Genomic DNA, 7853 nt, shown 5'->3' on the forward strand with positions numbered 1-7853 from the left:
CCCCCCAGCCAATGGGCCCACACCACGGCCATAGGGGGCCACAGCCTGCCCCCCGGCACGCAACCCCAGCGCAAAGCAGCGGCGCGCACGTCGGCCTACTACCTGGCGTCGGTTTCCAGCTACCGCTTCCTCTGGATGCTGAGCCTGCCTTTGCTCGGCATCGCGGCCGTGCAGGCCTTCATGGGTGGCGCTCACGTGAACTGGGCGGCCCCCGCCATGGTCGGGCTGACCCTGCTGCTGGCCTCGCTCCTGAGCGCCCCGCTGGTGCCGCTGGCCGCCCCGAGGCCTCAGCGCTGGCTGCTGGCCATCTTGCTGAGCAACGTGCTGCTGACATCGCTGGCGCTGCATGCACGAGACATCCTCTCCGACCCCGTGAACCCCAAGCTCGATGTGCTGGTGCGCATGCGTGGCTGGCACGAGGCTTTTCAGCAACTCGAGCCGGTGGTCACCGAGCCTCGCATCGCGGGCTTGCCCGTCCTGGCCGACCAACGCGTGCTGATCACCCAGGCGCTTTACAACTGGCGTCAGCACAAGGTCCGGGCCTTCTACTGGAACCCCGACGGCAAACGGGACAACCACTACCTGCTGCAGCACAGCCTGCCCAACAAGATCGGCCCGGACGTTTTGTTGCTGACGGCCGACCCGAAGCCAGATGACATCACCTCGCGTTTTGCGATCGTCAAACCCATGAAGTCGGTGCGCATCGAGGTGGCCGACCAGCGGTTTGTCGAAGTGCATGCCTTTTTCCTGCGAGGCTTCCTGGGCTACACCCAGCAAACCTACATGGAGCAGTCTGGCGGCAGCGGCCACTTGCTCGAAACGCCCTGAGTTGCGATGGCCCAAGCGCGCCCCGACACGGCGTCCGATCCCGAAGATGACGCCGGCATGGACAACCGCCTGATCTGGGCGGTGTTCTTTTTCGTTCTGGCGGTTTACGCCAAGTTCCCCGCGTTGGACCTGATGGTGTCCTCACGCTACTTTGACGCAGCGCGGGGTTTCTTTCATGCCCAGGATCCGCTGGTGCTGTGGCTTTACGACTGGACGCCTCCCCTGGGTCGTGGTTTGGCACTGCTGGCGGCCGTGCACGCCCTGTTCGCACCATGGATCGCCAAGGTCCTGAACGCGGCGGGACGCACGGAAGCGGCTCAGCAATGTCGTGGACCCTGGCGGCATGTCTCGACCGTCTTCCTTTGCGCCGCCCTGCTCGGGCCCGGGCTGGTCATCGAAGGGGTGTTCAAAAACACCGTGGGCCGACCTCGCCCGGTGCAGATCGAGCCATTCGGGGGCACCCAGGCCTTTCAGGGCCCGTTTGCCTTGGGCGACAACCCCGAAGCACACCGCAGCTTTTGCAGCAGCCACGCAGCAGCCGGCTTCGCCCTCATGGGCCTGGGCCTGACCTGCGGGCCCGTGTGGCGCCGCCGCTGGTTCCTGATCGGCCTCGTTGCCGGCGCGGTCATCGGTGCGGGGCGCATCATGCAGGGCGGACACTTCCTCAGCGACGTCATTTTTGCGTTCTATGCCGTGTGGCTGTCGAGTGAGCTGGTGGCGTGGATCGACCGCCGCCGAACGCAGCGCAGCCAACCGCCCCCTTCGCGTCCGCACCGCCCAACGCTCTGACCTTCGCCGCGCCGCCCCCTCGGCCAATCAGCTTGCAAGCACCGCCCACTGCCCCCACCTGACAGCGCCATGAACAGCCCCATCACCGTCAGCTACGACTACGACCTGCAGGACGCCTCGGGCGCCACCTGCACCGCCCACGCCTGGGCCCGCGTGCCGGCACCTTTGAGCCCAACGGCCAAGGCCGCCACCAAGGCCCGCATTGCCGAGCTGCTCAAGGCCCGCAACGCGGTCTTGGTGGCCCATTACTACGTCGACGGCGACCTGCAGGACCTGGCCATGGAGACAGGCGGCTGCGTCTCCGACTCGCTCGAGATGGCACGCTTCGGTCGCGACCACGCCGCGCAAACGCTCATCGTCGCTGGCGTGAAGTTCATGGGGGAATCGGCCAAGATCCTGTCGCCCGGCAAAACCGTGCTGATGCCCGACCTGGACGCGACCTGCTCACTAGACCTGGGCTGCCCGGCCGACGATTTCACGAAGTTCTGCGACGCCCACCCCGACCGCAAAGTCGTGGTCTACGCCAACACCAGCGCCGCCGTGAAGGCCCGCGCTGACTGGATGGTCACCAGCTCGTGCGCGCTGGCCATCGTCAAGCACTTGAAAGACCAGGGCGAGAAGATCCTGTGGGCACCCGATCGCCACCTGGGCCGCTACATCCAGAAGGAAACCGGCGCCGACATGCTGATGTGGAACGGCGCCTGCATCGTGCACGACGAGTTCAAAGGCCTGGAGCTGGACCTGCTCAAGAAGGACCACCCCGATGCCCTGGTGCTGGTGCACCCCGAGTCGCCCGAAAGCGTCGTCGCCCAGGCTGACGTGGTCGGCTCGACCTCGCAGCTGCTCAAGGCCGTGGTCGAATCGAACGCGCCCGAGTTCATCGTCGCCACCGACAACGGCATCCTGCACCGCATGCGCCAGCTGGCGCCCCACAAGGTGCTGATCGAGGCCCCGACCGCTGGCAACAGCGCCACCTGCAAGAGCTGCGCGCACTGTCCCTGGATGGCCATGAACGGGCTGCAAGGCGTGCTCGACTGCCTGGAGCGCGGCGTCGGCGAGATCACCGTTGACGAGACCACCCGACTCAAGGCGCATGGCTGCATCGACCGCATGCTCGACTTCGTCGCCAGGAACCCATCGGCCATCACCAAACCGGCGCAAGGCTTCGTGCCCAACATCGGCTCGGCTTGAAGTCACGCCGACAGCCCGCGCCGATTCAACGCCAGCCCTCATCCTGCTTGCCATCCCCCATGTTCGACCACAACGAAACCCTCGAAGAAGCCCGTGCCCGCAACGTCCGTGACGCCCTGTTCGAAGACATGGGCGTCTGCGACTGGACCGCGCAGCTGGTGCCCGCCAACGAACGCGTGCAGGCCCGCCTGATCGTGCGCGAGGAGGCCGTGCTGTGCGGTCGCGACTGGTTCGAGGCCTGCTTGCTCAAGCTCGACCCCAGCGCACGCATCGAGTGGTGCTACGAAGAAGGCGCGCTGATGGCGCCCGACACGCCGGTCTGCCACATCCAGGCCGACGCCCGCGCGCTGCTGACGGCCGAGCGCCCGAGCATGAACTTCCTGCAGACGCTCTCGGCCGTGGCCACGCTCACGCGCCGCCACATGCAGGCCATCGAAGGCGCCTCGCCCAACCCGCGCGGCTGCGTGGTGCTCGACACCCGCAAGACCCTGCCCGGCCTGCGACTGGCGCAGAAGTACGCCGTGCGCGTGGGCGGTGGCGCCAACCAGCGCCTGGCCTTGTACGACGGCATCCTCATCAAGGAAAACCACATCGCTGCGGCCGGCTCGGTCACGGCTGCCATGCGCAACGCCCAGGCCCTGGTTGCCGCCCAGGCCTCGCCGCTGCGCGAGCAGATCACCATCCAGGTGGAAGTTGAAACGCTGGACGAGTTGCGCGAAGCCCTGGCCGCCGAGGCCGTCAGCGTCCTGCTCGACAACTTCAGCCTGGAGATGATGCGCGAGGCCGTGCGCATCAACCAGGAAGTGGCCCAGGGTCGCGCCTTGCTGGAGGTGTCCGGTGGCGTCACGCTGGCGCAACTGCGCGGCATCGCCGAAACCGGCGTGGACCGCATCTCCATCGGCAAGCTGACCAAAGACGTTCAGGCCGTGGACTTCTCGATGCGGGTGCTGGGCAAGGTGGCCTGACCGAAGCGGCTGAACGGTTTTCTGCCGCTTTTTTCACACCCCGGGAAAGCCGACGTCGGCGACACTCCTGAGAACCACACGCGCCACCCGTGCCAGCTGCGCTGGCCTGTCATGGCCGTTGCCCGACCTCAGCTCGCCCAGCCCCAGCCATGCCCGCCGACTTCACCACCCTCCACAACTACTACGAACAGCAGGTCGTGAACATGGTGATGGACATGGCGCACCGTTACCCCCTGCTCACAGAAGACCACCACCCCGATGTGGCCTGCGTGGCACTGAACCGCCTGCCGCCGCGCTACATCCGCCACCAGGTGGACCTGGCTTTTCACATGACCGAGAAAGAGCGCCAGGACAGCGAGCAACTGATCCTGGACACGGTGGTCTACGCCTTCGAGTTCGTGCAGGCGCGCTTTGCGATGCGCGCGCGCCGCTGAATCACCTGACGGCCATCAAGGCAACCAGGCGTCCTTCTTCTTGGGCTTTTTGCACAGGATGGTGGGAAAGCTCACCGGCAGCGTGCGCGGGTAATCGCGGCTGAAGTGCAGACCGCGGCTCTCCTGACGTGACAAGGCCGAGCGCACGATCAACTCGGCGCAATCGACCAGGTTGCGCAGCTCCAGCAGGTCGCGGCTGACGCGGAAGGCCGCGTAGTAGTCGTCGATCTCCTGGCGCAGCAGCTTGATGCGGTGCAGTGCGCGCTCCAGTCGGCGCGTCGTGCGCACGATGCCAACGTAGTTCCACATCAGCAGGCGCAGCTCGTCCCAGTTGTGGGCGATCACCACCTCTTCGTCGGCGTCGGTCACCTGGCTTTCGTCCCAGTCGGGCAGCTTGGGCGACTTGGCCGGGCGGCTGGCCTCGATGTCATCGGCACAGGTGCGACCCAGCACCACACACTCCAGCAACGAGTTGCTGGCCAGGCGGTTGGCGCCATGCAGGCCGGTGTAAGTGGTCTCGCCCACGGCGTACAGGCCCGGCAGGTCGGTGCGCCCTTGAAGGTCGGTGACCACGCCCCCGCAGGTGTAGTGCGCCGCCGGCACCACCGGGATGGGCTGCTTGGCGATGTCGATGCCCAGCGAGAGGCAACGCGCGTGGATGGTCGGGAAGTGCTCTTTCAGGAAGGCTTCGCCCAGGTGGGTCGCGTCCAGCCAGACGTGGTCCAGGCCGTGCTTCTTCATCTCGAAGTCGATGGCCCGCGCCACGATGTCGCGCGGGGCCAGCTCACCGCGCTCGTCGTGCGCGGGCATGAAGCGGGTGCCATCGGGCAGGCGCAGGATGGCGCCTTCGCCTCGCAAGGCTTCGGTGATCAGGAAGCTGCGCTCTTGCGGGTGATACAGGCAGGTCGGGTGGAACTGGATGAATTCCATGTTGGCCACGCGGCAGCCCGCGCGCCAGGCCATGGCGATGCCGTCGCCCGTCGAGGTCTCGGGGTTGCTGGTGTAGCGGTAGACCTTGCCCACCCCGCCCGATGCCAGCACCACCGCGGATGCGGCCAGCGTTTCAACCCGGCCATTGGACAGGTCAAGCGCGTAGACGCCGTGGCAGCGACCCGCGTCGAGCGATCGCACCGCAGTGTCTTGCTGTGAACGCTTGAGGTGGCGGTTGGTGACCAGGTCGATCGCCATCCACTTCTCGCGGAGCTGGATGTTGGGGTGGCGCTTGACCTCGGCCAGGAGCACGTCATGGATGGCTTTGCCGGTGGCATCGGCCGCATGCGCGATGCGCCGCACGGCATGGCCCCCTTCGCGCGTGAGGTGCAAGCCCAGCGGCCCTTGCGGATCAGGTGAGAAGGGCACGCCTCGGGCGACGAGCCACTCCACGGCGTCGGCACTGTGTCGAGCGATGAACTCGGCCGTGCGCTCATCGACCAGCCCGGCCCCGGCCTCCTGCGTGTCCCGGACGTGGGACTCGATGCTGTCGTCGCTGCCCAGCACCCCGACGATGCCGCCCTGGGCCCAGGCTGTGGCGGCTTCTTCGAGCTGCCGCTTGGCCAGCACGATCACGGGCTGGGTCTCAGCCAGGTTCAGGGCCACGGTCAGGCCGGCCAGGCCAGCGCCGATGATGACAACCGGCAGCTGTGCTGCCTGAGCGACGGGGGTGTCTTGCATGGGGGCGATTCTATCGGGCCGCTGGCCATGCCCCACATGGGTGAAGCGGCGATGTCCCGTGCGCCAACGTGGCACAAGCCCCCCCTGACCCAGCAACGGTGCACTGCTAACATCCAGCGCGTCACACCACCACCAGGCCCGGGGAGTTCGCATGAAACTGGATGGACAGCGCGAGAGCGAGAACGTCGACGACGTGCGCGAATCAGGCGGTGGCCGTGGCCCCCGGCTGCCCTTGCCAGGTGGCAGGCTTGGCCTGGGCACCGTGGCCATCGCATTGGTGGCCAGCTACTTCCTGGGCATCAACCCGATGACGGTGCTCAATGTGCTGGGCGGCATGCAGGGCGACCCGAACCAGGCCAGTGGCGAGGTGCAACGCCCAGACACCAGCGCCACCCCAGCCCAGGACGCGGGCTCGCGTTTCGTGCGCCAGGTGCTGGCCACCACCGAAGACGTCTGGCGTGGCCAGTTCCAGGCCCAGGGTGCTCGCTACCAGGAGCCACGCCTGACGCTGTTCCGTGGCAGCACGCCCACGGCCTGCGGCCAGGGCGAGGCGGCCATGGGCCCATTCTATTGCCCGGCCGACCAGCGCGTCTACATCGACCTCGACTTCTATGACACCCTGAAAAACCGCCTGGGTGCGCCCGGTGACTTCGCGCAAGCCTACGTGATCGCGCACGAAGTCGGCCACCACGTGCAGAACCTGGTGGGCACCAGCGCCAAGCTGGAAGAGGCCCGCCGACGCGTCAGCCAAGCCGAGTACAACGCCCTGAGCGTGCGCCTGGAGCTGCAGGCCGACTGCTACGCTGGCATCTGGGCCCACGACACCGAGCAGAGCAAAGGCCTGATGGAATCTGGCGACCTGGAGGAAGCGATGAACGCGGCCTCGCAGATCGGCGACGACGCCTTGCAACGCGGCGCCGGCCGCGAAGTGGTCCCTGAAAGCTTCACGCACGGCAGCAGCGCCCAGCGCATGCGCTGGTTCAAGCGCGGCTTCGAATCCGGCGACATGGGCCAGTGCGACACCTTCAACACCCGGACGCTGTGAGCCCCCTCTCGACGTCCGAACAAAACGCGCAACAAGCGCGCCCCTAGCGCATCACCACGAGGAGACACCCGCGATGCAAGCCTGGTTCTGCGAAACCCTGGATGGCCCCGAGGCCCTGACCTGGAAACAAGCCCCGACGCCCGAGCCGGGCAAGGGCGAGGTGCGAGTGGCCATCAAGGCCGCCAGCCTGAACTTCCCCGACCTGCTGATCGTGCAGGGCAAGTACCAGATGAAGCCGCCCCTGCCCTTCGTGCCCGGCGCCGAGTTCGCTGGCGTGGTCGAAGCCGTGGGTGAAGGCGTCACGCACTTGAGCGTGGGCACGCAGGTGGCAGGCTTCGCGGGCACGGGTGGCTTCGGCACGCACGTGGTCGCGCCGGCCGCCATGCTGATGCCCCTGCCCCCGGTCTTCTCGTTCGAAGACGCCGCCGCCTTCCTGTGCACCTACGGCACCACGTACCACGCGCTGATGGACCGCGCCGCGCTCAAGGCCGGCGAGACCGTGCTGGTGCTGGGCGCCGCCGGGGGCGTGGGCACCGCCGCCATCCAGATCGCCAAGGCCGCTGGCGCCAAGGTGATCGCCGCTGCTTCGTCGGATGAGAAGTGCGCGCTGTGCAAGGAGCTGGGCGCCGACGCCACCATCAACTACAGCACGCAGAACCTGCGCGACGAGCTCAAGACGCTGACCGAGGGCAAAGGCCCGGACGTGGTCTATGACCCGGTGGGAGGCGAGCTGACCGAGCAGGCCTTCCGCTCCATCGCCTGGCGTGGTCGCCACCTCGTGGTCGGCTTTGCCAATGGCGCCATCCCCAACCTGCCGCTGAACCTGGCGCTGCTCAAGGGCGCCTCGGTGCTGGGCGTGTTCTGGGGCGAGTTCGCCAAGCGCGAGCCGGGCCGCAACGCCAAGATGCTCGGTGAGCTGGCAGCCTGGTA

Annotated in this window: 8 protein-coding genes; 7 read left to right on the forward strand and 1 reads right to left on the reverse strand. The window is 67.2% G+C overall.

Translation table 11 applies throughout. The features are described from left to right. The 5 genes from B2W70_RS09745 to B2W70_RS09765 form a co-directional block, all read left to right on the forward strand. On the forward strand, window positions 1-828 hold an 828-nt coding region (locus B2W70_RS09745), incomplete at its 5' end, for a hypothetical protein (RefSeq protein WP_286745235.1). 6 nt (window positions 829-834) lie between these two features. Then, window positions 835-1617: a phosphatase PAP2 family protein gene (locus tag B2W70_RS09750; protein ID WP_286745237.1), complete on the forward strand. Its 783-nt coding sequence runs from the start codon at window positions 835-837 to the stop codon at window positions 1615-1617. Window positions 1618-1686: 69 nt separating this feature from the next. Then, window positions 1687-2808, forward strand: coding sequence for a quinolinate synthase NadA (nadA, locus tag B2W70_RS09755; RefSeq protein ID WP_286745240.1), 1122 nt, complete (start codon window positions 1687-1689; stop codon window positions 2806-2808). A 59-nt stretch (window positions 2809-2867) separates the two neighbouring features. Further along, a complete protein-coding gene (gene nadC, locus B2W70_RS09760) occupies window positions 2868-3773 on the forward strand; it encodes a carboxylating nicotinate-nucleotide diphosphorylase (protein WP_286745243.1) in 906 nt (301 codons plus the stop codon). 149 nt (window positions 3774-3922) lie between these two features. Further along, window positions 3923-4207 (forward strand): late competence development ComFB family protein, encoded by a 285-nt coding sequence (locus B2W70_RS09765; protein WP_058089138.1) that lies wholly within the window; start codon window positions 3923-3925, stop codon window positions 4205-4207. Window positions 4208-4222: 15 nt separating this feature from the next. Here the strand turns inward: B2W70_RS09765 and nadB are convergent, their stop codons facing one another. Beyond that, window positions 4223-5878, reverse strand: coding sequence for an L-aspartate oxidase (gene nadB, locus B2W70_RS09770; protein WP_286745246.1), 1656 nt, complete (start codon window positions 5876-5878; stop codon window positions 4223-4225). 151 nt (window positions 5879-6029) lie between these two features. Between nadB and B2W70_RS09775 the strand changes: the two genes are divergently transcribed. Both B2W70_RS09775 and B2W70_RS09780 read left to right on the forward strand, forming a co-directional pair. After that, the gene (locus B2W70_RS09775) at window positions 6030-6923 is read left to right on the forward strand and encodes a KPN_02809 family neutral zinc metallopeptidase (RefSeq protein WP_286745248.1); all 894 of its coding nucleotides are present in this window, start codon (window positions 6030-6032) and stop codon (window positions 6921-6923) included. Window positions 6924-6996: 73 nt separating this feature from the next. After that, window positions 6997-7853 (forward strand): NADPH:quinone oxidoreductase family protein (locus B2W70_RS09780; RefSeq protein ID WP_286745251.1); only part of this gene is annotated, 857 nt, incomplete at its 3' end.

The organism is Aquabacterium sp. UBA2148, from assembly GCF_002328915.1.
GTDB classification, from domain to species: Bacteria; Pseudomonadota; Gammaproteobacteria; order Burkholderiales; family Burkholderiaceae_C; genus Aquabacterium; species Aquabacterium parvum.